Origin of the sequence: Leifsonia sp. NPDC014704, assembly GCF_043083605.1 — a bacterium.
GTDB lineage: Bacteria > Actinomycetota > Actinomycetes > Actinomycetales > Microbacteriaceae > Leifsonia.
The window spans coordinates 572,117-593,918 of the sequence record NZ_JBIBYW010000002.1; the positions used below are offsets into that span (position 1 = coordinate 572,117).

General features: G+C 71.6%; 27 protein-coding genes. 16 read left to right on the forward strand and 11 right to left on the reverse strand.

From position 1 onward, the window contains the following. Positions 1-221: 221 nt before the first annotated feature. The 9 genes from ACF1AJ_RS14245 to ACF1AJ_RS14285 all read left to right on the forward strand — a co-directional run bounded on the left by ACF1AJ_RS14245 (position 222) and on the right by ACF1AJ_RS14285 (position 8,398). Positions 222-1,256 (forward strand): LacI family DNA-binding transcriptional regulator, encoded by a 1,035-nt coding sequence (locus ACF1AJ_RS14245; RefSeq protein WP_018192717.1) that lies wholly within the window; start codon positions 222-224, stop codon positions 1,254-1,256. A gap of 289 nt (positions 1,257-1,545) precedes the next feature. After that, positions 1,546-2,583: a BadF/BadG/BcrA/BcrD ATPase family protein gene (locus ACF1AJ_RS14250; protein WP_391507924.1), complete on the forward strand. Its 1,038-nt coding sequence runs from the start codon at positions 1,546-1,548 to the stop codon at positions 2,581-2,583. A 39-nt stretch (positions 2,584-2,622) separates the two neighbouring features. Then, positions 2,623-3,882 (forward strand): 6-phospho-beta-glucosidase, encoded by a 1,260-nt coding sequence (locus ACF1AJ_RS14255; protein ID WP_391507925.1) that lies wholly within the window; start codon positions 2,623-2,625, stop codon positions 3,880-3,882. Next, entirely contained in the window at positions 3,879-5,429 is a 1,551-nt protein-coding gene (locus ACF1AJ_RS14260) for an FAD-dependent oxidoreductase (RefSeq protein WP_391507926.1), read from the forward strand. The genes ACF1AJ_RS14255 and ACF1AJ_RS14260 overlap by 4 nt, the downstream gene beginning before the upstream one ends. Before the next feature lie 74 nt (positions 5,430-5,503). Beyond that, entirely contained in the window at positions 5,504-5,821 is a 318-nt protein-coding gene (locus ACF1AJ_RS14265; RefSeq protein WP_391507927.1) for a hypothetical protein, read from the forward strand. A 74-nt stretch (positions 5,822-5,895) separates the two neighbouring features. Then, complete coding sequence (locus ACF1AJ_RS14270; protein WP_391507928.1) at positions 5,896-6,378, forward strand: hypothetical protein; 483 nt, start codon at positions 5,896-5,898, stop codon at positions 6,376-6,378. Further along, a complete protein-coding gene (locus ACF1AJ_RS14275; protein WP_391507929.1) occupies positions 6,359-6,808 on the forward strand; it encodes a DUF6098 family protein in 450 nt (149 codons plus the stop codon). Before ACF1AJ_RS14270 ends, ACF1AJ_RS14275 begins: the two co-directional genes overlap by 20 nt. After that, positions 6,801-7,436 carry a hypothetical protein gene (locus tag ACF1AJ_RS14280; RefSeq protein ID WP_391507930.1) on the forward strand — a complete coding sequence of 212 codons (636 nt, stop codon included), beginning with the start codon at positions 6,801-6,803 and terminating at the stop codon, positions 7,434-7,436. The genes ACF1AJ_RS14275 and ACF1AJ_RS14280 overlap by 8 nt, the downstream gene beginning before the upstream one ends. After that, positions 7,433-8,398 carry a glycosyltransferase gene (locus ACF1AJ_RS14285; RefSeq protein ID WP_391507931.1) on the forward strand — a complete coding sequence of 322 codons (966 nt, stop codon included), beginning with the start codon at positions 7,433-7,435 and terminating at the stop codon, positions 8,396-8,398. Before ACF1AJ_RS14280 ends, ACF1AJ_RS14285 begins: the two co-directional genes overlap by 4 nt. Positions 8,399-8,403: 5 nt before the next feature. On the opposite strand, the gene ACF1AJ_RS14290 is transcribed toward ACF1AJ_RS14285, so the two are convergent. The 6 genes from ACF1AJ_RS14290 to ACF1AJ_RS14315 all read right to left on the reverse strand — a co-directional run bounded on the left by ACF1AJ_RS14290 (position 8,404) and on the right by ACF1AJ_RS14315 (position 12,649). After that, positions 8,404-9,270 carry a hypothetical protein gene (locus ACF1AJ_RS14290; protein WP_391507932.1) on the reverse strand — a complete coding sequence of 289 codons (867 nt, stop codon included), beginning with the start codon at positions 9,268-9,270 and terminating at the stop codon, positions 8,404-8,406. A 22-nt stretch (positions 9,271-9,292) separates the two neighbouring features. Further along, positions 9,293-9,556: a Rho termination factor N-terminal domain-containing protein gene (locus tag ACF1AJ_RS14295; RefSeq protein ID WP_018192707.1), complete on the reverse strand. Its 264-nt coding sequence runs from the start codon at positions 9,554-9,556 to the stop codon at positions 9,293-9,295. A 61-nt stretch (positions 9,557-9,617) separates the two neighbouring features. Beyond that, positions 9,618-10,271 (reverse strand): hypothetical protein, encoded by a 654-nt coding sequence (locus ACF1AJ_RS14300; RefSeq protein WP_391507933.1) that lies wholly within the window; start codon positions 10,269-10,271, stop codon positions 9,618-9,620. Positions 10,272-10,377: 106 nt separating this feature from the next. Next, complete coding sequence (locus ACF1AJ_RS14305; RefSeq protein WP_391507934.1) at positions 10,378-11,901, reverse strand: FAD-dependent oxidoreductase; 1,524 nt, start codon at positions 11,899-11,901, stop codon at positions 10,378-10,380. A 45-nt stretch (positions 11,902-11,946) separates the two neighbouring features. Then, positions 11,947-12,228: a hypothetical protein gene (locus tag ACF1AJ_RS14310; RefSeq protein WP_391507935.1), complete on the reverse strand. Its 282-nt coding sequence runs from the start codon at positions 12,226-12,228 to the stop codon at positions 11,947-11,949. An 82-nt stretch (positions 12,229-12,310) separates the two neighbouring features. Then, positions 12,311-12,649 carry a hypothetical protein gene (locus ACF1AJ_RS14315; RefSeq protein WP_391507936.1) on the reverse strand — a complete coding sequence of 113 codons (339 nt, stop codon included), beginning with the start codon at positions 12,647-12,649 and terminating at the stop codon, positions 12,311-12,313. 85 nt (positions 12,650-12,734) lie between these two features. On the opposite strand from ACF1AJ_RS14315, the gene ACF1AJ_RS14320 reads away from it, so the two are divergent. From ACF1AJ_RS14320 to ACF1AJ_RS14335, 4 genes are all read left to right on the forward strand, one after another. Then, positions 12,735-13,346, forward strand: coding sequence for an NAD(P)H-dependent oxidoreductase (locus tag ACF1AJ_RS14320; protein WP_309855209.1), 612 nt, complete (start codon positions 12,735-12,737; stop codon positions 13,344-13,346). Between the two features lie 53 nt (positions 13,347-13,399). After that, complete coding sequence (locus ACF1AJ_RS14325; RefSeq protein WP_391507937.1) at positions 13,400-14,203, forward strand: putative protein N(5)-glutamine methyltransferase; 804 nt, start codon at positions 13,400-13,402, stop codon at positions 14,201-14,203. A gap of 54 nt (positions 14,204-14,257) precedes the next feature. After that, complete coding sequence (locus ACF1AJ_RS14330) at positions 14,258-15,073, forward strand: tryptophan-rich sensory protein (RefSeq protein ID WP_391507938.1); 816 nt, start codon at positions 14,258-14,260, stop codon at positions 15,071-15,073. Positions 15,074-15,163: 90 nt separating this feature from the next. Further along, positions 15,164-16,087: an AEC family transporter gene (locus ACF1AJ_RS14335; RefSeq protein WP_391507939.1), complete on the forward strand. Its 924-nt coding sequence runs from the start codon at positions 15,164-15,166 to the stop codon at positions 16,085-16,087. A gap of 31 nt (positions 16,088-16,118) precedes the next feature. Here the strand turns inward: ACF1AJ_RS14335 and ACF1AJ_RS14340 are convergent, their stop codons facing one another. Both ACF1AJ_RS14340 and ACF1AJ_RS14345 read right to left on the reverse strand, forming a co-directional pair. After that, complete coding sequence (locus tag ACF1AJ_RS14340) at positions 16,119-16,634, reverse strand: tetratricopeptide repeat protein (protein ID WP_391507940.1); 516 nt, start codon at positions 16,632-16,634, stop codon at positions 16,119-16,121. Between the two features lie 9 nt (positions 16,635-16,643). Continuing rightward, a complete protein-coding gene (locus tag ACF1AJ_RS14345; protein ID WP_391507941.1) occupies positions 16,644-17,177 on the reverse strand; it encodes a TOPRIM nucleotidyl transferase/hydrolase domain-containing protein in 534 nt (177 codons plus the stop codon). A 65-nt stretch (positions 17,178-17,242) separates the two neighbouring features. On the opposite strand from ACF1AJ_RS14345, the gene ACF1AJ_RS14350 reads away from it, so the two are divergent. Beyond that, positions 17,243-17,554: a hypothetical protein gene (locus ACF1AJ_RS14350; RefSeq protein ID WP_391507942.1), complete on the forward strand. Its 312-nt coding sequence runs from the start codon at positions 17,243-17,245 to the stop codon at positions 17,552-17,554. A gap of 1 nt (position 17,555) precedes the next feature. Here the strand turns inward: ACF1AJ_RS14350 and ACF1AJ_RS14355 are convergent, their stop codons facing one another. Continuing rightward, positions 17,556-18,101, reverse strand: coding sequence for a hypothetical protein (locus ACF1AJ_RS14355; RefSeq protein ID WP_391507943.1), 546 nt, complete (start codon positions 18,099-18,101; stop codon positions 17,556-17,558). 35 nt (positions 18,102-18,136) lie between these two features. Then, on the reverse strand, positions 18,137-18,406 hold the full coding sequence (locus ACF1AJ_RS14360; protein WP_309855198.1) for a TetR family transcriptional regulator: 270 nt from the start codon (positions 18,404-18,406) through the stop codon (positions 18,137-18,139). 84 nt (positions 18,407-18,490) lie between these two features. Here ACF1AJ_RS14360 and ACF1AJ_RS14365 point away from each other — a divergent pair, with 84 nt between their 5' ends. Next, positions 18,491-19,420 carry an aldo/keto reductase family oxidoreductase gene (locus ACF1AJ_RS14365; RefSeq protein ID WP_391507944.1) on the forward strand — a complete coding sequence of 310 codons (930 nt, stop codon included), beginning with the start codon at positions 18,491-18,493 and terminating at the stop codon, positions 19,418-19,420. A gap of 174 nt (positions 19,421-19,594) precedes the next feature. Continuing rightward, positions 19,595-20,803 (forward strand): GDSL-type esterase/lipase family protein, encoded by a 1,209-nt coding sequence (locus ACF1AJ_RS14370; RefSeq protein WP_391507945.1) that lies wholly within the window; start codon positions 19,595-19,597, stop codon positions 20,801-20,803. A gap of 6 nt (positions 20,804-20,809) precedes the next feature. Here the strand turns inward: ACF1AJ_RS14370 and ACF1AJ_RS14375 are convergent, their stop codons facing one another. Further along, the gene (locus tag ACF1AJ_RS14375) at positions 20,810-21,718 is read right to left on the reverse strand and encodes a 5'-3' exonuclease H3TH domain-containing protein (protein WP_391508770.1); all 909 of its coding nucleotides are present in this window, start codon (positions 21,716-21,718) and stop codon (positions 20,810-20,812) included. Positions 21,719-21,802: the final 84 nt, after the last annotated feature.

Consider the following 21,802-nt stretch of genomic DNA (forward strand, 5'->3'; position numbering starts at 1 on the left):
GGCTATGTGGGCGGTGCCGGCGGGGGAACTGCCTGTATGACGCGAACGGTACACCCGGTTACGCCGGTCGTCACGGGCGGAGCGCCCTCCGCGACGCCCGTCGGCGGCTCTTGCGGCGGCGCCGTGACGCATCCGTGACGGCACGGCAGCGGGCCGGCGCGGCGGCCATTAGGGTGGATTCGCCGGGCGTCCGGCGCTCCGGCGCCCGTGGAAAGGGTTCGATGATCGAGAACGACGCCGACGGCACACAGCGGCGCGCGACGCTGAAAGATGTCGCGCTGGCCGCCGGGGTGTCGCAGTCGACCACTTCCCGCGCCCTGAGCGGTGAGGGCTACGTCGCCGCGGGGGTCCGCGAGCGGGTGCTCGCCGCCGCCGAGTCGCTCGGGTACGTCCCGCACGCCATGGCTCGCAGCCTGCGCAAGCAGGACAGCCGCACGATCGGCGTGCTCGTCTCCGACCTGCGCAACGCCTTCTACGCGGATCTCGCCGCGGGCATCGCCGCCCGCGCCCGCCGCGAGGGGTACACGATGATGCTCGTCGACGACCAGGGCTCCACCGAGGCCGAGATGGATGCCGCGCGAGCGTTCGTCGCGACGCGCGTCGCCGGAGTGATCGTCACACCCCTCTCGGGCGACGTCTCCAATTACCTGATGCGCCAGCACATCCCCGTCATCGAGGCCGACCGCCAGTTCTCCGCCGGCCGCTGCGACGCGGTCATCATCGACAACGCGGGCGTGGCGAAGCGGATGACGGACCACCTGATCGACCTCGGTCACCGCCGCATCGCGCTGTTCATCGACGAGACGACGTGGACGACCGGTGGCGAGCGGGCCGCCGGTTACCGCAGCTCACTGGAGGGGTCGGGCATCCCCGCCGATCCGTCCCTCGTGATCTCCACCGGATGGGATGCGGACGGCGCCCGCAAGTCGGCGATCGACATCCTGGCCCGCCGCGACCATCCGACCGCGATCTTCGCCGCCAACAACCTGCTGGCGGAGGGCGTCTGGCGGGCCACCAACGATCTCGGACTGCGCATCCCCGAGGACGTCAGCGTCGTCTCCTTCGACGACTCCGAGTGGATGAGCATGGTGAGCCCGGGCATCACCGCCGTGGCTCAGGATGCGGTGTCGCTGGGCGAGACCGCGCTCGACCGACTGCTGGGGCGCCTGCAGGACCCCGCAGCCGAACCGCAGACCATCGTCCTCGAGGCGCAGGTGCTGCCCCGCGGCTCCACGGCGGCGCCGCGCGCGCTGTAGCGGCGCGACGCTGCTCTGGCCGCACATTCGCCGCGAATGTCCGTTATGCCGCGTCCATAACGCACATTCGGCAAGAATCTCCGCGATTTGGCGCAAATCTCGATCTGGTCGAGGTGAACGACGCACATTCGGCACGAATGTCCGTTTTTGCCGGGCCGATAGTGCACATTCGGCACGAATCTCGGCGTCGGTAGGCGGTGCCCGAGGCGATTTGGCGCAAATCTCGCGAGGAGATGGTCGGTGCCGCGCCCCGGCGGCAGAGTGGAAACGATCCCATATTTGCGGCAGGATGGGCGCGGCGAAAGGATCGACGCTGACGAACACGCATCGCGCACCGCACCTCGGGCTGTCCGTCGCCATCGACGGCGGCAACTCGAAGACGGAGGTCGTCGTGCTGGAGGGCGGCCCGCACGGACTGACGGAGCGAGCCCGCGGCATCGGCCCCGGCAGCGGCGCCGGACCCCATGCGGTGGCGTCCGCCGTGGCAGCCGTCCTCCGCGATCTCGGCATCGCAGCCGCGACCGTCACCCGCGTCTCCGCGGCCGTGGCCGGGCTCGACTTCCCCGGCGACGAGCGCGGCCACCGCGCAGCGCTGGCCGAGCTGTTCCAGCGCGCGGCGGTCGAGGTCGTCGGCGACGCGGTCGCGGTCCTGGACGCGGGTGCCGGGCTCGGCGACGCCCTCGCCGTCGTCTGCGGCGCGGGCCTGAACGCCGTCGCCCGCGGACCGCACGGGCTCGCGACGGTCCCCGCGCTCGGCTGGCCGAGCGGCGACTGGGGCGGCGGCGACGAACTGGGCCGTGAGGCGGTCCGCGCGGCGGCTCGTGCGGAGGACGGGCGCGGGCCGTCCACGTCGCTGCTGCCGCTGGTCCTCACCGAGACCGGGGCCGCCGACACCGTCGCCCTGTCCCGGGCGATCCGCGACGGCGACGTCTCCATGCGCCAGGTCGGCTCCCTCGCCTCGGTCGTCGCCCGCGCCGCGGCCGAGGGCGACCCGGTCGCATCCGGCATCGTCGAGCGGGCGGCGGCGGAGGCGGTGGCGCTGGCAGCCGTCGTCGCGAGAAGAGCCTGGGCAGCCGATCCGGCCTCCACGGGGGATGCGCCCGGGCGGCGTCTTCTCGTCCCGCCCGGCACGCCCGCCGTCCTCGCCGGAGGCATGTTCTCCGACCCCGGCTTCCGGGGAACCGTCTCCTCGGGCCTCCGCCGCCTCGGCTTCGACCCGCGACCGCTGGAGTTCCGCCCGGTCGACGGCCTCGTCCGCGCTCTTCGCGAGGCTCTGGCCCGGACGTCGACCGACGCCCCTACCGACCCCCATCCGCGCACTCCCTGACACCCCCACGCCCCATCCCGAACCACGAAAGGACCCGCGATGAAGGTCACGGTCATCGGCGCAGGCTCCACCTACACCCCCGAGCTGGTCTCGGGGTTGTGGAACGAGCGCGAGCGCCTCACGGTCGACGAACTCTGGCTGATGGACGTGGACGGCCCGCGCCTGGAGATCGTCGGCGGCATGGTGCGGCGCATGCTCGCCCGTCAGGGAGCCGACGTCCCGGTCACGTTGACGACCGACCGCACGGCCGCCATCGACGGGTCGGATGCCGTACTCATCCAATTGCGCGTCGGCGGCCAGAGCGCGCGGCTCCAAGACGAGCTGTTCCCCCTCGCCTGCGGCTGCGTCGGCCAGGAGACGACGGGAGCAGGCGGCCTCGCGAAGGCGTTGCGCACGGTCCCAGTCGTCCTCGACATCGCACGCGAGGCTCGGGAGCGCGCCAACCCGGGCGCGTGGATCGTCGACTTCACGAATCCCGTCGGCATCAACACGCGGGCCCTGCTCGACGACGGCCATCGGGCGATCGGGCTGTGCAACTTCGCGATCGGCGTCCAGCGGTGGATCGCACGCGAGCATGGCGTCGAGCCGCACCGGGTCGAGGTGGACCCGGTCGGCCTCAACCACCTGTCGTGGGTGCGCCACATCCGGGTGGACGGTGTGGATGTGCTGCCCGGCATGATCGCGGAGCGTTCGGACGACCTGGGCCGCCGCGGAGGCGTTCCGGGCGAGCTCATCCGCGACCTCGGTGTGCTCCCCTCCTATTACCTGAAGTACTACTACGCGCATGACGCCACCGTCGCCGAGATGGTCGCGGGCACGCCGCGGGCAACCGTCGTGGCCGACGTGGAGCGTGAGCTCCTCGCCCTGTACGCCGACCCGACCGTCGACACCAAGCCCCCGCAGCTGGAGGCGCGCGGCGGTGCCTTCTACAGCGAGGCGGCGACGGCGCTGCTCGCGTCTCTCGTGGCCGGCACCGGCGACACCCACGTCGTGAACGTCCGCAACGACGGGCTGATCCCCGGTCTCGCGGACGATGACGTGATCGAGACCCTGTGCCGAGTGGATAGGTCGGGCGCGACCCCGCAGCCGCAAGAGCCGGTCGCACCGGAACTGCTCGGGCTCATCCAGCACGTCAGTGCGTATGAGCGGCTCGCCGGGCGCGCCGCGGTGACCGGCGACCGTCAGCTGGTGCGGAAGGCGCTGCTGGCGCATCCCCTCGTCGGCCAGTGGGATCTGGTGACGGCTCTCGAGAAGGGCATCTTCGAGACGGGCGGCCAGCTTCTGCCGCAGTTCGCATGAGCGCGTTCGAGGTGGCGGTCTACGGGGCCACCTCCGCCGGCGTCGCAGCGGCCGTCGCGGCGGCCGAGTGCGGCGCGCGGACGGTCCTCGTCGAGCCCGGCCGGCACCTCGGCGGCATGACCTCCGGCGGCCTCGGCTACACCGACGTCGGAGACGTCCGCGCTCTCGGCGGCGCGGCCGCACGCCTCCGAGCCGACATCGCCGAGCACTACGGCACCACCCCCGGGCACTACGCCGGGCCGGAACCGCACGTCGCCGAGGCGATCTTCCGGCGGTGGCTGGAGGAGGCCGGCGTCGACGTGGTCTTCGCCGCCCGCCTGACCGACGTCGAGACCGCGCAGGGCCGGGACGGCCGCGAGCTGCGCTCCTTCACCGTGAACGGCGGCGACCGCATCCAGGCCGGCGTATTCGTGGATGCGAGTTACGAGGGCGACCTGCTCGCGGCGGCGGGCGTGCCGTACCGCGTCGGGCGCGAGGACCGCGGCCTGCACGGCGAGCGGTTCGCGGGAAGGCAGGAGCTCCTCCCCGGCATGCACAACATGCCGCCGTGGGTGTCGCCCTTCGCCGACGATCCGACCGGGCTGACGGCGGGACGCCTCCTGCCGCAACTCCACGACCGCCCGCTCGCGCAGCTCGGCGAGGGGGACGGCGGCGTGATGTCGTACGGCTTCCGGGTCTGCCTCACGACTGCCGCCGACCGCATCCCGTTCGATCGTCCCGACGGCTACGACGACGAGTACTGGGAGCTGGGGCGCAGCCTCTTCGCCCGCGATCGGAGGGAGGGCGTCGAACGCACGGCCGGTCGGATGCTGGGGCTCGAACCGAACCTGCCGGGCGGGATGGCGGACGGCAACTCGCTCGGACCGGTGTCGTTGAGCGTTCTGGACGGATCGGCGTGGGAGTACCCCGACGCCTCGCCGGAGCGGCGCGAGGAGATCCGTCGGCACCACGTCGACCACACGCGCGGCTTCCTCTACTTCCTGTCGCACGACCCTGCGGTGCCGTCCGCGATCCGGAGCGAGCTGGCGCGCTGGGGACTGCCGCGCGGCGAGTTCGCCGACACCGGCCACCTTCCGCACCAGCTCTACGTGCGGGAGGCGAGAAGGATGGTCGGCGAGCGCATCCTGACCGAGCACGACCTGCTCGCCGGCGGGATGCCGGAGGACACGGTCGCGCTCGGTTCGTACCACATCGATATCCGCGAGGTGCAGCGCGTCTGGCGCTGGGTGTACGAGCATCCTGACCCGATCGGAACCGTCTTTACGGAGGGGTACCTCTCCGTCCCCGTGCCGGTCTACGGCATCCCGTACTCCGCTCTGCTGCCGAAGCGGGAGGATGCGACGAACCTTCTGGTACCGGTCTGCCTGTCCGCCTCGGCTGTCGCTTTCGCGTCGGTTCGGATGGAGCCGCAGTACATGATGCTCGGCCAGGCCGCAGGCGCGGCGGCAGCGCTCGCGGCAAGCGCCGGTACACCGGTACAAGATGTGAGGATCGCGCAACTCCAGGAACGGTTGGAGGCCTCCGGACAAGCGATCCGCCTCCCCTAACCACGGTCTGGCACCGGTGTCAATCCCCCTGACGCGACAGGATTTGCATGCCTCCTTAGGGCACTATGAGGACCATGGGAAAACTCGTCTACGGCGCTGGCCAGGAGTATGACCTCGACGATCGGGTGCTCAGCCACGTCAAACTGGCCATCGTCGCCAAGCTTCGCCGCCACGAGAGCTTCCTGCTGAACTGGGATGTCCCGGTCGAACAGGGTTCCGGCCGCGTCTCGCTCTGGATCAGCCGCGAAGTGCCGCTGGCGTTCCAGTTCAGCGGCAGCCGTCCGCCCGCCATCAACCCGCAGTGGCTCGAAGCGCTGATGCACACCTCCCAGCGCACGGGGGGCATGGTGATCATGCCCGAGGACGAAGTCGAGCGTCACCTGCCGGGCTGACCGCACGGTCCAGGCGGTTCGTCAATCCCCTGCTTTCGAATGCGTCTCGACTTACTTTTGCTTGCATGGGCGATATGACTGCGACGGCAGTGTTGATGATGCTGCCGCGGCGTGCGCGGACGCCGGTCGCCGTCCTGACGGATGGCGTGGTCCCGTCCTCCCTCCGTCTCGACGTCTTCGGCGGACGTGACCTCTTCGTCCGCATGCGGCGCGGGCCGGGCGTCCACGGTCTGAGCGAGCCCTACCGAGAGGTGCCGCGCGACGACTACCCGGCGGAGTCGGAGCCGGCGCTGGTGGTGACGTCGGAGCGCTATGCCCAAGCCCGCTTCGCCTGTTCGGCTTCGGTTTTCGGCGCGTCGGACGTCGTCGTCTTCGTGCCCCTGGACGACGATGCGGAGGCGCCTGCGCGCATCGACATCCCCATCCCCTCGCTCGACCGCCCGTCGTGGCATGCGTTCGAGCTGGTGTCGCGCACCCGCATGGAGTGCCGGTACCGTGTCGTGCCGCAGCGCGACGGTGTCCCGACCGGAGGTTCCCATGCTCTATCAGCTCTCTGAGATCGAGCGCCTTCTCGACGAGGCGCCCGGGCTCTACGTCCGATACTCGGCGGGCTATGCGGCCGATCTCGAGGCCGGGCCCTTCGACACCGAGAGCGGCCTCCCGCTCCCCGGCCTGCCTGCCCGGCCGCTCGATCCCGCAGCCTGGTGGAGCCTTCCCCCACGCGAGTGGATCGCTCGGCAGTTGACCCGTCTGCCGGCTCCTCGGCACGCCCCGTTCGACGGTGTGCGCCCTGAGCGCTTCGCGTGGCTGCTGCGCGGCCGCCCCGCCGGTCACGGTCTGGACGGCGAGGCGCTGGTCGCCGACGTCGAGGTGGTCGGCCGGCTGGCGGAGTGCCTGATCGCGGAGGCCGACCGCGTGTGCGAGGAGCGGTTCGACGCGGAACCCGGGCGTCGCGAAGCGGAGCTGGTGTCGGTGGCGCATGCCTGAACGTCTGCTCGTCGAGGCCACGGCCATCCTGCAGCTCATCTCCGACAGTCCGTCGGGCGGCACGGCCATCGTGTTGCGGACGCCCGAGGCGCCGCCGTTCGTCGTGATGGGCGACGACACGGAGGAGGGCTTCTCGCGGCTGCGCCGGGGCGCGATCGCCTACGGGGTTCCCGAGCTGTATCAAGTGCTTCCGCGGGACATGCTGCGCGCCGGCCACATCCTGCACGTCCGGGACGACCATCGGCCGGCGCGGGTGGACAAGGCGGGTTCGATCTTCGGGCCGACTCCGGACAAGCTGTGGGTGCCGCTGGATGATGAACGTCGCCCGTTCGCGCGGATGCGGGTGCCCATCCCGTCGCTGGAGCGACCGGCGTACGTGGAGTTCGCGCTGGAGAGCGACGGTGACGTGCTGGAGTACCGGTTGGACGGCGAGGCGCGGATCGGCGACGGCTACATCTGCTCGTACTGCGGCAAGCTCTGCCCCACGAAGGAGCCGCACACCGCAGCGCACGGCGTGGCCGGGCATACGCACGCCGGCGTCGCCGCGGGCCAGGACCAGGACGGGCCGGCGCCCGAGACCGGGCCTCTGGAAGTGAGGGGCCACCCCGGCCCCGGGTCGCAGCTGTGAGCCGCGCTCTGCGGCTGCTCGTCTGGCAGGTCCACGGCGGCTGGATGGATGCGTTCGTGCGCGGTCGTCACACCTACCTGCTTCCCGTGGATGCGGCAGGCGAGGGCGGGGTCGGCGCACGCGACTGGCCGGCGAACGTCGTCGACGTCCCGGAGGCCGACCTGGCGTCCACTCCGTTCGACGCCGTCGTGGTGCAGCGGCTGGAGGAGTTCGACCTGGTCGAACGGCTCACGGGCCGGCGTCCCGGTGTGGATGTGCCGGTCGTGTTCGTCGAGCACAACACGCCCCAGGAGGGCGTGCCGAACTCGCGGCATCCCCTCGCCGACCGGGACGACCTGCTGATCGCCCACGTCACCCACTTCAACGCGCTGTTCTGGGACACCGGCTCGACCCGCACCCGGGTGATCGAGCACGGCGTCGTCGACTACGGCAACCACTTCACCGGCGAGCTTCCGCGCGCCGCTGCCGTGATCAACGAGCCGGTGCGGCGCTGGCGGGTGACCGGCTCGGATCTTCTCGGCGGTTTCGCCGCTGTGGCCCCGGTCGACGTCTTCGGCATGCAGGTGGACGACCTGGCGCACGCGCTCGGCGTCGGCGGCGACCGGGTGGTCGCCGCGGGCGACATCGAGGCGCCTCGGCTGTTCACCGAGGTCGGGCGTCGGCGTGTGTACGTGCATCCCAACCGCTGGACGTCGCTGGGGCTCTCGCTGCTCGAGTCAATGACGGCCGGGATCCCGGTCGTGGCGCTGGATGCGACGGATGCGCGCCGCGCCGTGGTACCTGGGGTCGGCGCCATCTCCACCGACCTGACCGAGCTGCACGACGCCGTCCGCGCGTTCGTGGACGACCCCGGTCGCGGGGCGGAGGCGGGCGGACGCGCGCGCGAGTGGGCGCTGGAGCGGTTCGGTCTCGGCCGCTATCAGGCCGAGTGGGACGACCTGCTGTCGCACTGGGTCGGCTGACCCCGTCAGTCGTCTCGCGCGTCCCGCAGGGCCTTCTCCGCTTCGCGGACGGCGCGTTGCGCGTCGGAGATCCGGGTGCGCAACTCGCGCTCGGCGGCACGCGCCTCGCTCAGGTCGTCGGTGATCCGCTGAAGTCGTCGTTGCAGCGAGTCGCGCTCGGCCTCCAGATCGCCGCGCCGGTCGACCGTCTCGTCGAGCTCGTCGTCGAGGGCCTCGGCGTCTTCGCGGGCGCGCGCGACTGCCTTCTCGGCGGCCCGGATGCGGCGCTGCCGTTCCCGGCGCTCACTCGGCGACTCGGTGTGCTCCTCCTCGGCCGGCTCGTCGTCCGCTTCGGCGGCGTCGGCATCCTCGCCTCGGCTCTGCGCCTTCCGGCGGCCTGCCCTCGGCGCCGGGAAGTCCTCGATGTCGATCGGCAGCGCGACGGCGTCGGAGACGTCGACCTGCTCGAGACCGGTCGACTCGAGGGCGCGGACCAGCATCCCGCTTCGAACCGCGGCTGCCGCTGCCGGGTCGATGACGGCCGCCTGCAAGGTCTCCTCGACCTCGCGCTGAACCGCCGGGCTGAGGTCCAGTCCGTCGGTCGCGCGCTGCAGCAGCCGCTGGCGCTCCTGGGTGAGCGCGCGGATCTCGGCGCGGTCGCGGGAGGCGAACGCGTCCCGCATCCGCGAGCCGATGTCCAGCACGTCGCCGACGAGGTCGGGGTGCTCCCGGGTGAGCGCGTTGATCGCGGCCGCCGACGCCGACGGCTTGCGCAGGGTCTTGATCTGCTTGGCCGTCGAGCGGTCGGCCTGGGCCGCGGCCGCGTTGCGCCGGGCGATGAAATCGCCGGGTGCGGCCGAGTACAGCTCGCCGGCCACATCCCGCAGGTCCATGCCGCGAGTGTACGCGCGGGACTCAGTGGTTGCGGAGCTCCTTCACGAGCTCGCCCTTGTTCTTCTTGGAGTAGCCGCTGAGGCCGAGCTCTTTCGCCCGCTTCTTCAGCTCGGGCACCGTCCAGTCCTCATACGAACCGGAGTCGCCGCCCTTCCGGCCGACCGAGGATCGGCCGCGGGACGCTGCGGCGTTGGAGATGCGAGCCGCCTTCTGCTTGGAGTCCCCCTCCTTGCGCAGCTTCTCGTAGAGCTCCTGGTCTTTCAGCTGGGGCTTGTTGCCGGGCATATCCGCTCCTTCCGTTTCGGCAGGAACAGTACGCCCGGCACCGCCGGCTGTCAGGGTGCGATCAGACGCGCGGCCCCTTCGCCGCCTTCACCGCGCCGAAGTACTCGTTGGATGGGCGGAGCCACATCAGCACGACCGCGACGATCGTCGCGAGCACTTGCAGCAGCCCGGTTCCGAAGCCGGTCAGCAGGTTGAGCAGCGAGAGCACGGTCAGCACCGTGAGGACGATGCGCGCCCAGTTCGCGCCGCGACGCATGAAGTACGCGAAGAGGACGAACACGACGGCCCAGAAGATCAGCGTGACGATCGACCAGGTCACGAGGAAGGTGACGGATGCATCGGCGACCTGCTGCGCGGTGAGGCCTTTGAGGTCGCTGCCCTGCTGCTCGATGATGCGCACTTGGTCGGCGCGCGAACCGGAGACGACGGCGATCGTGATGATGCCGCTGATCACGCTCAGCACGGCGCCGGCGACATACAGCCAGAACGCGATGTTGACGGTGTTCGGCGGAGACGTCGGCGCGACGGTGGTGGACGGGCCGGTCGCTGCGGCCGGGTACGAGCTCGGGGGCGGCGGCGGCGCCGACGGGATGCCCTGGCTGGGCGGCGGCGGCGGAGGAGGAGTCGGACCGGATGCGGGCGGCGGGCTGACCGGCTCGCCCGCCCCGGCGGGTCCGGCGGGGCGCGGCGTGCTCTCGTCGTCTGGGTTCGTCATGCGGCGACCATACTCCCGGCCCGATCGGCCTGACTAGGCCTCGCCGGGCGGGCCGGTCGCGGAATGGCCGCAGGCCGGCCGCGCGCGATCCCGGGCGACGCGCCCGTCAGACGGTCGTCTCCGGCGCCCGGACGGCGGGAGCCGGGGCGAGCGGCTGGGTGGCCGGGCCTTCGAGCACCGTGCCATCCGGCGCGAAACGCGAGCCGTGCAGCGGGCAGTCCCACGACAGTTCGGCGTCGTTCCAGCGCACCACGCCGCCGAGGTGGCTGCAGACCGCGGTGAGCGCGCACGTCGTCCCGTCGACCGTCGACACGGCGACCGGGGTGCGACCGCGGCGGCCGACGGTGCCGGTGCCCTCCGCGACCAGCTCGTCGCCGACCTCCGGGCCCGTCTGAGCGGACGCCCACTCGGTCACCGCGGCCTTGCCGACGCCGGCGTTCATGGCGACGCCCGACGCGATGTCGGCCGGCCGGGTGACCCGGTGGTGCATCACGCGAGCCCACTCGAGGGTCTCCCCGGTCAGGTCGGCGGTGAGGCTGAGTGCGGAGGCGACGGCGTTCGTCATCCCCCACTTGTCGTAGCCGGTGGCCAGATAGATGCGGCCGCGGCCGCGGGGCAGCCAGCCGACGAAGGGGATGCGGTTCGCCGACCGGTAGTCCTGCGCTGCCCACCAGTGGGTCCGCTGCGCGCCGGGGAAGGTGCGCTCGGCCCACGTGGTGAGGTCGGCGAGCTTCTCGGCCGGGGAGTCGGCGCGGCCGGCCGGGTGCCCGTTGCCGCCGACGAGCAGCAGACGGCTACCGTCCGCCGCGGTCGCGGTGCGGAGGGAGCGGGTGGGTGAGTCGGCGGAGATGTACATGGCCTCCGGGATGTCGCCCGGCACACGGAAGGCGGTGACGTATGAGCGCGTCGGTTCGACCTTGGCGAAGTACAGGCCGCGGTCGAGGATGGGCGTCCCGGTCGCGATGATGACCTGGTCGGCGCGGGATGTGCCCGAGGTGCTGGTGACGACGGCCGGCTTCGCGGCCGAGACGTCGGTGACCCGTTCGCCCTCCACGATCCGCCCGCCGAGCCGCCGGAACTCCGCGGCGAGCGCGGCCAGCACCTTCAGCGGATGCACCTGCGCCTGGCCGCCGAGGGTGAGCGCTCCCTCCACGGCGAACGGCAGCTCGGTGGTGCGCTCCTCCACGGCGTCGAGGCCGGCAACGCGGGCGGCGGCGAGTTCCGCATCCAGCTTGTCCAAGCCGTCGAGCGTTGTGGCGTACGTGACGGCGTCACGCGTCTCGTAGGGTACGGCCTGTTCTTCGAGGAAGTCGAGCAGCCAGCCCTGGCCCGCCGTGTTGCCGTCGACGTAGGCGCAGAGCACCGCCTCGGAGGCATGCCGGCGGATGGAGGAGAGCGTCGTGCCCTGCAGCAGGCTCACCTTCCCTGTCGTGTTGCCGGTGGTGACCGCGCCGACCGTGCGCGCCTCGAGCACCAGGACGCGCATCCCCGAGCGAGCCAGCATCAGGGCGGTCGCGAGGCCCGTCAGGCCGGCGCCGATGACGATGGTGTCGTAGTGCCCGTCCCACTCGAACGCGTCGGTCGGGATGTGCGGAGAGGTCTCGAGCCAGAGGGACGTCGTCGGCGGCATGACACGAGCATCCCCCGTCGAGGACGCCGTGGGAAGCGGTTGACTTCAGGCCAGCGAGTCGAAGTCGAACCAGAACGCGTCGTCGTCGTCCTCCCCGGCGGTGGCCCCGGAGGCGACGGGATCGCGCGGGATCGTGGCCGTCTCGATCCGCACGCGCGTCTGCGCGGTGACGAAGATCTCGCTCGGCGGTCTGCTGGACTGCGAGATGGAGACGAAGTCGCCGTCGTTCCTGCTCGCCTGAACGACCTGGGACTTCAGCTCCTCGACCGGCGCGCGGTCGACGAAGGTGAATCTCAGGTCGTCGATGTAGACGTGGAACACCTGCATTTACCTCTCCCGGTCGTCGATTCCTGCCCGATAGTACGCGGCCCTTCGCGTTGTGCCAGTCCGACTCTGTATCGGGCGGTGTTCAGAGCAGGTCGAGGTCGACGTCGGGGATCTCGTCCGTCCCGTGCTCCACGAAGGTGGCACGCTGCGGTGCCAGCGCCGCGATCCTGTGCTCGAACTCCTCGACGAAGGGTTCGTCGCGCAGTTCGGCGCCCGAGAACTCGGCGTCCTCCGCCAGCATCTGGCTGGCCGGGCCGAGCAGCAGCAGCACCTCCCCGGTGCTTCCCCCGTCCAGCACCGCGGGTGCGCGCACTTCGGCGGCGGAGTTGTTCTTGGCCAGCGCGGCGGCGAAGCGCACGATGACGTCGGCGATCTCGTCTCCGGTCAGGAGGGAGCCGCTCGCATAATGGATGCGCTTCATCACCAATCCATACGATCACCCGGGGCAAAGGTCAAGACATGCGGCCGCCCTTGCGGAACGCCGGGTGTGCGCGTTCACTCGCGGAATGACCGATCAGACCAGACCGTTGACAGCGCTCGCCCTCGTCTGCACGCTCAAGCCGTCGCCGAGCGAATCGAGCAGCCAGCTGCTGGCGCGCCAGCTGCTGGACGAGCTGGCCACCCACGATGTGACCGGAACCGCGGTGCGCCTCGTCGACTACGACATCAAGCCCGGGGTCGAGCTCGACGAGGGCGATGGCGACCAGTGGCCGCACATCCGCGAGCAGATCATCGCCTCCGACATCCTCCTCATCGTCACGCCGACGTGGATGGGCCACCTCTCGTCCGTTGCGCAGCGCGCGCTTGAGCGCCTCGACGCCGAGCTGTCGGAGACGGACGACGCCGGTCGCCCGCTCGTCGAGGGCAAGGTGGGCATCGTCGGTGTCGTGGGCAATGAGGACGGCGCGCACGGCATCATCGCCGACCTCTTCCAGGGCCTCAACGATGTCGGCTTCAGCATCCCGTCGCAGGGGGCGACGTACTGGAACGGCGAGGCGATGCAGACCGTCGACTACAAGGATCTCGACGAGACTCCGGAGGCTGTGGCGAGCGCGAACGCCGTCGTCGCGAAGAACGCCGCCCACCTGGCGCGGCTGCTCTCCGAGCGCCCGTACTGACCGGCGCCCGGGCACCGGGCGTGCGGGCCAGGCGCCGCCGCTAGCATTGCCGCGTGCCCGAACCCGACCGCGAACCCGACCAGGCGGTCGTCGCGCGGCTGCGGGCGGCGGGATGCGTCTTCGCCGAAGACGAGGCGCGCCTGCTGATCGAGGCGGCCGGTTCGCCCGCCGACCTCGACGCCCTGGTGTCGCGCCGCGTCGCCGGCGAGCCGTTGGAGCCGCTGCTCGGCTGGGTCGAATTCGGCGGCCTCCGCCTCCACGTCGCCCCGGGGGTCTTCGTGCCACGGCGGCGCACCGAGCTGCTCGCACGCCGCGCAGCCGAACTCGCCGCGTCCACGGTCGCCAAGTCCGGAATCGCCGTCGTGGTCGACCTGTGCTGCGGTGTCGGCGCGATCGGCGCGGTCGTCGCCGACCGCGTGCCGGGCGCCGAGATCGTCGCCGCGGACCTGGACCCGGTCGCCGTCGAATGCGCCCGGCGCAACCTCGCTCCCGATCGCGTCTTCGAGGGCGACCTGTTCGCGGCGCTTCCTTCCGAGCTCCGCGGGCGCGTCGATGTGCTGGCCGTCAACGCGCCCTACGTCCCGACCGACGCGATCGCCCTCATGCCGCCGGAGGCGCGCGATCACGAGCCCGGGATGGCGCTCGACGGCGGCGTCGACGGCCTCGACATCCACCGCCGCATCGCCGCCGAGGCAGCGGACTGGCTTACCCTGGGCGGGACGCTGCTGATCGAGGCCGGCGAGGAGCAGGCAGCCGTCTCCTCCGCCCTGTTCGCGGCGTTCGGACTCGAGCCGCGGATCGAGTCCGACGACGACCTGGGCGCCACCGTGGTCATCGCTTCCGCGCCGGCGGCCTAGCGCTGCCGGGCGCATCCCTTCACCGCAGACGGCGACAGGACTACCGTGCCCGGCATGAGCACGCTCGCCGCCGCGCGGCCCATGCCGGCCGACCGCGTCCGCCAATCCCTCGTCATCGCCGGCACCGTGGTGGCGCTGATCGGTGCGGTCGTCGGTTCCGGTTTCGCCGGAGGGACGCCCATCCCCGAGGTCGCGGGTGGCGCCTTGAGCGCGGACGCGACTCTTCTGGCCCCCGCCGGGCCCGCGTTCGCGATCTGGTCGGTCATCTACGGCGGCTTGATCGCGTACGCCATCTGGCAGGCGCTGCCGTCGCAGGCCGCGCGCGACCGTCAGCGCCGAGCCGGGTTCTGGGTGCTGGCCTCCCTGCTGCTCAACGCCGCATGGATCCTCTCCGTGCAAGCCGGGCAGCTGGCGCTCTCGGTGGTCGCGATCGTGGCGCTGCTCGTCGTGCTCATCGCCGCGTTCGTCGTGCTGCGTCGACACCCCGGCGACTCGACCGCCGACGCGGTGCTCCTCGACGGCGTGATGGGCCTGTACCTGGGCTGGGTGATGGTGGCGACGGTCGCGAACGTCACCTCGCTGCTGCAGGTGGCCGGGTTCGACGGCTTCGGCGGCAACCCGCATGCCTGGGCGATCGCCCTCCTCGCGGTCTTCGCCGTCATCGGCTGCATTCTGGCGGTATGGGACGGCGGCCGTTTCGCCCCGGCCGTCGCGGCGGCGTGGGGTCTCGCCTGGATCGGCGTCTCGCGCCTGACCGGCTCGCTGGTTTCGGCACCGGTCGCGATCACCGCGTTCGCCGCGGCCCTGTTGCTGCTCCTGGTCGCGCTCGCCGTGCGGGTGGCGCGGCCGTCGCGGCGCGGTCGCGCGTGACGGGTTGACGCGACACGCCGTCGCGCGGCGGGCGGCGACGGCGCGTCGCGTCAACTCGATCGGCGGCGCACCCTCCCCTACGCTGGACCGGTGGGCGGCGTACTGACCGGGTTCGGGATCATCGCCTTCGTGATCCTCGTCGGCTACGTCGCCGGGCGGCTGCGGATCGGCGGTCCGACCGCCCCGTACGTGCTGAACCGGATCGCGTTCTTCGTGACGAATCCGGCTCTGCTGTTCGTCACGCTCGCTCACGCGGACCTGCGGGTGGTGTTCTCGACCCAGCTGCTCGTCGCTGCGATCGCCGCCGTCGCCTCGGGCGGCGTTTTCGTCGCGCTGTCTCGCGCGTTCTTCCGCTCGCCCGCGCCCGAGACGACCATCGGAGCGTTGGGCGCGGGATACGTGAACGCCAACAACATCGGCATCCCGGTCGCCGTGTACGTGCTCGGCAGTGCGTCCTATGTCGCGCCCGTGCTGCTGCTCCAGCTCATCGTCTTCGCGCCGATCGCCCTCACGATCCTCGACACCACCAGCCGCGGGACGATGTCGGTGCGCTCCATCTTGACCCAGCCGATCCGCAACCCGATGATCATCGCGTCGGTGCTCGGCATCCTCGTCGACGTGAGCGGGATCCAGCTGCCGAATGCCGTCTACCAGCCGTTCGAGCTGCTCGGCGGTGCTGCGGTGCCACTGGTGCTGATGGCGTTCGGGATGTCGCTCGTCGGCTCGAAGCCGTTGGAGGCGGGAACGGGCCGCACACCGATCGTCGTGGCCGTCGCGCTCAAATCGGCGGTGATGCCGTTGCTCGCCTTCCTGGTCGCCCGGTTCGTCTTCGGGCTGGAGGGACAGCCGCTGTTCGCGGCGGTCGCGCTCGCCGCACTGCCGACCGCGCAGAACGTCTACAACTTCGCGGCGCGCTACGAACGCGGGATGCCCGTCGCGCGCGACATCGTGCTGTTCACGACGATCTTCGCCGTGCCGTCCCTGCTGGTCATCGCGGCGCTCCTCGCGCCTTGAACGTGGCCTGACACGGCTCAGCCCGTCCGGCTCAGCGCTCCGCGTCGAGCGATCGCAGGTACTCGGCGTTGCCGCGGATCGCCGCCTCATAGCGCAGCAGGTCCGGCGTGCGGATGCGGTCGGCGGCCAGCTCCATCAGCTCCGCAACCGCGCCGTCGCTGCGGCCGGCCGCGTGCAGCGAGAGCGCATGCCACACCAGCACGGACTCCGACTCGGGGAACAGCTCCCGCGCCCGGTCGAGCACCGCGAGCGACTCGTCGAACCGGCCGAGGTTCCGCAGCGTGCTGCCGTACTGCAGCAGGCAGCGCCGCAGGGTGTCGCCCGCGAGCCCGGCGTCGAGGGCGCGCTCGTAGTATCCCGCCGCCGTCTCCTCCTCGCCGGCGGTGTCGTAGGCGCCGCCGACCTCGTAGAGCACGTGCGGATCGGTGGGATGCTCGGCCAGCACGGTACGCAGCGCGGCGATCGTCGGCGCCATGTCGTCGCGGTCCCTGGCCTCGAACAGGTCCTTCAGCCGCTGCAGCAGGGCCGGGTCGGTCGTCTCGGGCATCCGCCCACCCTACTGGCCGGCCCCGATCACGCCGCGGAGCGGCGCGGGCAGCTCGTGCGCGCCCAGCGCGGAGGTCAGAACGGCGCCGTAGTGCTCCTTGCGGCCCGACGTGGTGCCGAAGAACCGGTGCAGCTGCTGGTCGAGGGTCCGCACGCGCTGAGCCGGTTGCTGCTGGAACATCCGGAACAGCCGGAGGTCGCCCTCCCGCTCGAGCACGTCCTCCGTCCGTCGATGCCCCAGTGCGCGGACGAGCTCGGCCTCCAGGTCAGGCCGGCAGACGAACACGACGCCGTCGTCGAGGCCGGCGCGCTGGAAGAAGCGCAGTTCGGCGGCGTCGCAGAGTCCGCGCAGCCGCAGGCCGGCGTCCCCGCCGAGCTCCGCGGCGAACCGGCGGACGCTCATCGCACCGCCCATCGGCACGACCGCGACCCCGTCGGCCGCGAGGTCGACGCCCAGGATGCGGGCGGCGGCGAGCACGGCCGCCCGGTCACTGGCGCCCTCGACCAGGATCGCCGTGCTGGCATCCACCCACTGTCCGGCCACGGTCACATTGTGCACTCGCCGTCGACCCCTGTCGCGGTCGCGAAGCCGCGCGTACGGTGCGAGCCATGAAGATCATCACCTTTGCCGCAGGAGTCGCCGTCGGTTTCATCATCGGGTCGCGCGCCGGGCGCGGTGCGTACGAGGACATGCGCCGCAAGTGGCGCGGCTTCGCCGACTCGGACACCGTGCAGCACGTGAAGGGCGACGTCAAGGACTTCGCCGGGCGTGCCGCCTCCGACGTGGGCGACAAGGTCAGCGAGACCGTCAGCAAGGTCACCGAGAAGGCGACCTCGAAGATCGACGAGGTCACGGGCAAGAGCGGGAACGGCTCCGCCGGCTCCGGCTCCACCTCGGGCACCGCCTCGCCGGCCGTCTGAGTCAGGCTCCCTCGGGCGGGTGGGCCAGCAGGTCCACCCGCTCGCTCAGGTACGCGCCGAAGTCCCGCGCATCCGTGTCGCCGGCAGCAGGGCTCCAGCGCACCAGGGGTTGAGCGTCACGGACGAACAGCGGGCCCGTCGAGGCGCGGAGGGTGGATGCGTCGAGCGGGATGACCGGCGCGTCGAAGTTCACCGTCTCACCGTTCCGGAACCGCCCCCGCGCTGCCGCCGCCCGCAACGCCCGGCGCTCCTCCGCCGACCGGGATTGATACTGCGGCCGCCCCGGAGGCGTCGCCCGCACCAGCGTCCCGGTGGCCCGCAGGATGCCGTCCGCATCCAGCAGGAAGACGCCGAGACGCCACACGCTTCCGATCCCGCGCAGCACGGGCTCGCGCTGGATCAGGAACTGACGGCGGGCGGGCACGTACTCCGCCAACGCCTCCTGGCGAGCCCCGGCCTCGGTGAGCGTGGCGACAGCGTCGACGATCGCCGCCCGGATGCGCTCGACCGCAGCCCGATCGGCGCCGTCGTCCGTCTCCGCACCCACGCGTCGAAGCCTACGGGCGTGCCACCCGCATCGGGCTACACCGTCCGGATGGAGAACGAGTTGTCGTCGGTGACGAGCAGCAGCTCGACGCCCGCCTCGTGACGCAGCACCACCAGGGCGGAGGCGTCGGTCGCCGCCACCCGCTCGACCTGGTTGAGGAAGATACGCGCCATCTCGTCGGTGACCCGGAAGTCGCGGCCCAGAGCGTGGACGATGTACCCGGACCGTGTGGACGGACGGCGACCCAGCGCCGTCTCCTGCGCGAAGTCGTCGACGGCGACGTGGAAATCAGGCGTCATGGTCATCGGGGGCTCCTTCTCTAGCCTCGCCGACGGTAGTCGCGGAAAACCGCGCTAGGCAGGGGGTTGACGCGGGGTTAGATGGAAGGCATGAAGACGTTCACCTTCCCCCGAACCGACATCACCGCCTCCAACATCGTTCTCGGCCTGATGCGCATCTCGTCCCTCGACGACGAGCAGATCCGCACGCTGGTCCGGACCGCCCGCGACGAGGGCATCACCATGTTCGACCACGCCGACATCTACGGCACCGAGCGGCACGGCTGCGAGCGCCGCTTCGGCGACGCGGGCGCCATCCCTGCCGCCGAGCGCGACCAGGTCGCCATCCAGTCCAAGGTCGGCATCCGCGACGGATTCTTCGACTTCTCGCGCGAGCACATCCTGCGCTCCGTCGACGAGTCGCTGGAGGCGCTGAAGACCGACTACCTCGACATCCTGCTGCTGCACCGCCCGGACACCCTGGTGGAGCCGGACGAGGTCGCGCTCGCCTTCGACGAGCTGCAGAGCGCGGGCAAGGTGCGCGCGTTCGGAGTCTCGAACCAGACGCCGGGCCAGATCGAGCTGCTGCAGCGGTCGCTCTCGCAGCCGCTCATCGCCAACCAGGTGCAGCTCAGCATCACCCATGCCCCGCTGATCGCGCAGGGCGTCGCCGCCAACATGGCGGGCCTCGACCAGTCGATCTCGCGCGACAACGGCATCCTCGACTACGCCCGCCTCCACGACATCGTGCTGCAGGCGTGGTCGCCGTTCCAGAAGGGCTTCTTCGACGGCGTCTTCCTCGGCGACCGCGAGAACTACGCCGAGCTCAACGACGTGATCGACGAGCTGGCGCAGAAGTACGACGTGAGCCCGACCGCGATCGCGGTCGCGTGGATCACGCGCCACCCGGCGGGGATGCAGGTCGTCCTCGGCACGACCAACGACCAGCGGGTGCGCGACTCGGCGGCCGGCTCCGAGATCCCGCTGACGCGCGAGGAGTGGTACCGGCTGTTCACGTCGGCGGGCCACATCCTGCCGTAGCGGGCTGAACGGGAGGAGGATGCGCGGCCGGGCCCGCGCATCCTCCTCCGTTTCCGGACCCCGGCTGGCGTGTCGCCGGCCGTCCGCCTCCTTTTCCGCCGAGCGCGTCGCGCAGCGAACAGGACGCGCCCGGCCGATTGCGGCCGCCGGCAGCGCGCGGGATACGGTCGAGAGGTGGACGACGAGAGAGTGTCGCTGCCGCGCCGGCTCGCGAGGCGGGCGCGGCTGGTGCGTGTCGTCGCCGTCCGCTCCCGGCTGGTGCGTCCGCTCGACGGACGCCAGGGCTCCGTCGCCGGGCGCCGTCCGCTGCGCGTCCTGCTGATCGGTTCCGGGCCGGTGGTCGGCTGGGGTGTCGGCAGTCACGATCTCGCTCTCCCCGGGGCGGTCGCCCGCTCACTCGCCGCCGTGACCGATCGCGGTGCGGTAGTGGATGTGGTGCCGCATGCCTCGGCGGGAGTTCGCCGTCTGAAGCGGATGGTGGGTGCGGCGGGCGTCGACCGCTACGACGCCGTCGTGCTCAGCGCAGCCGTCGCCGACGCGCTCCGGTTCGCCGAGCCCCGCCGGTGGGGGAGGCGGCTCCGGCGGCTGCTCGCAGACGTGCACCAGCGCGGCCCCCGCTCCGTGCTGTGGCTGGGCGCGCAGCCAATCCGCTCGATCCGCCCGTACGACACGCCGGCCGGGATGCTGGCCGAGGCACACGCGGAGCGCCTGAACGCGATCGCCCGCGCGGCATGCGCCGAAACGGGGAGCCTGTACGTCGCGCTGTCGGCGCCCCCGCGTGTGGACGGTCGACGGCACCGCACTCCCGGCGACTACCTGTTCTGGGCTCGGCAGATCGTCGATGCACTGGCGCCCTCGCTGCAGGAGTGCGCTGCGGAGCGGACGGCCCCGACCACGGAGGGCGCCGAGCGGGTCGAGGCGATCGAGCGCCTCAAGCTGAGCCGCCACGGCGGGGACGCCCGGCTGGAGGGCATCGTGGGCACGGCGAAGCGCACCCTGGGCACGGAGATCGCGATGTTCACCGTGCTCGACGACGAGCGGGAGTGGCCGCTGGCGTCGACCGGATCGGTGCTCGAGTCCATCCCGATCGAGCAGTCGGCGTGCATCCACACCATCCAGACGCCCGACGGGATGGTCGTGCCGAACGCGGTCGAGGACGAGCGTTTCGCCGGGAATGCGCTGGTCACGGGACCGGCGGGTCTGCGGTACTACGCGGGCTATCCGGTCGAGGCTCCCGACGGCACGCGGATCGGAGCGCTCTGCGTGTTCGGTCGCGCGCCGCGGGAGCAGGCCGACGGCGAGGCCGACCTCGACGTGCTGCGCGAGCTGGCGCTGCTCGCCCAGCGGGAGCTCTGGCGCTGGGAGCCCACCTCGGAGGCGTGAACGCGATCAGCGCTCCAGCGCCGTGAGCAGCCGGTCGAGCGAACCGCCCAGCCCCCACCGCTCGGAGAGGGCGCTGAGCGCCTCGCGCTGCTCGTCACTCGGCGCGGTGAGTCGCGCATCCACCTCGGGGAGGGGCAGGTCGCGGACGACCTCGACGACCCGCGGTGCGACCGCCAGGTAGTCGACCGCCGCTGCGAAGCGCGCTCGGGCCGCCGGCTTCATGCCGCTGGAGGAATCCTCTGCCGCCGCGATGATCCCGGCGAGGTCGCCGTACTCCGACAGCAGCGCGGCCGCGGTCTTCTCGCCGATGCCGGCGACGCCCGGCAGGCCGTCCGAGGTGTCGCCGCGCATCGCCGCGAAGTCGGCATACTGGTCAGCACGCACACCGTATTTGCTCTGCACGACGTCGCCGGTGACGAGTTCGAGGTTGCTCATGCCGCGAGCGGTATAGATGACGCGGACCTCGCGCTCGTCGTCGACGAGCTGGAACAGGTCGCGGTCGCCGGTCACCACATCCACGGGCCCCTCAGTCGTCGTCGCGAGGGTGCCGATGACGTCGTCGGCCTCATGCTCCGCCGCACCGATGATCGGGATGCCGACGGCGTCGAGCACCTCGCGGATGACGGGCACCTGTGTCACGAGGGCCTCCGGCGTCTCCTCGACGTCGACGCCGCCCGGCACCGACTGCGCCACCCGGTGGCCCTTGTAGCTCGGGATGAGGTCGACCCGCCAGCGCGGCCGCCAGTCGTCGTCCCAGCAGGCGATGAGTGCATCGGGCTGGTAGTCGGTCACCAGCTTCGCGATGATGTCGAGGAAGCCGCGGACCGCGTTCACCGGCGTCCCGTCGGGCGCCTTCACCGTGTCGGGCACGCCGTAGAACGCGCGGAAGTAGAGGGAGGCGCTGTCGAGCAGCATCGTTCGGCCGGTCACGCCCCCGATCCTGGCACGTCGGGCCGTCCACCGGAACGCTTCCTCCGGCAGGTGAGCGAGCGCTAGGGT